This window comes from Actinospica durhamensis (assembly GCF_018139695.1).
GTDB classification, from domain to species: Bacteria; Actinomycetota; Actinomycetes; order Streptomycetales; family Catenulisporaceae; genus Actinospica; species Actinospica durhamensis.
This window is the reverse complement of sequence record NZ_JAGSOG010000745.1, coordinates 1-450: the sequence shown is the minus strand read 5'-3', so window position 1 is coordinate 450 and position 450 is coordinate 1. Positions and strand designations below refer to the sequence as shown.

Genomic DNA, 450 nt, shown 5'->3' with positions numbered 1-450 from the left:
CCGATACACGGAACGCACGCGCCGCCCACTCCAGGTAGCCCGGCACATCGGATGCGCGCAACGGCAGGCCTTCGCGGAAAGCCGGTTCGTCGATCTGGATCGCGGCAATGCCGGCGGCTTCCAGATCGCACACTTCGTCGCGCAAGGCCAGGGCGATCTGCAGTGCGGTCTGCTCGCGCGGCTGGTCGTCGCGCACGAACGACCACTGCAGCATCGTCACCGGGCCGGTCAGCATGCCCTTCATCGGCTTGGTGGTCAGGCTTTGTGCGTACTTGGACCACTCGACCGTCATCGCTTCCGGGCGATACACGTCGCCGTAGATGACGGGCGGCTTCACGCAGCGCGAGCCGTAGCTCTGCACCCAGCCGTTGGCGGTGAAGGCGTAGCCCCACAGCAGTTCGCCGAAGTATTCGACCATGTCGTTGCGCTCGGCTTCTCCGTGCACGAGCA

Annotated in this window: 1 pseudogene; it reads right to left on the bottom strand. The window is 65.8% G+C overall.

Going from position 1 to position 450, the window contains the following annotated elements:
* Positions 1-450 (bottom strand): annotated as a pseudogene (locus tag KDL01_RS47225) (5-methyltetrahydropteroyltriglutamate--homocysteine S-methyltransferase); the annotation flags it as partial.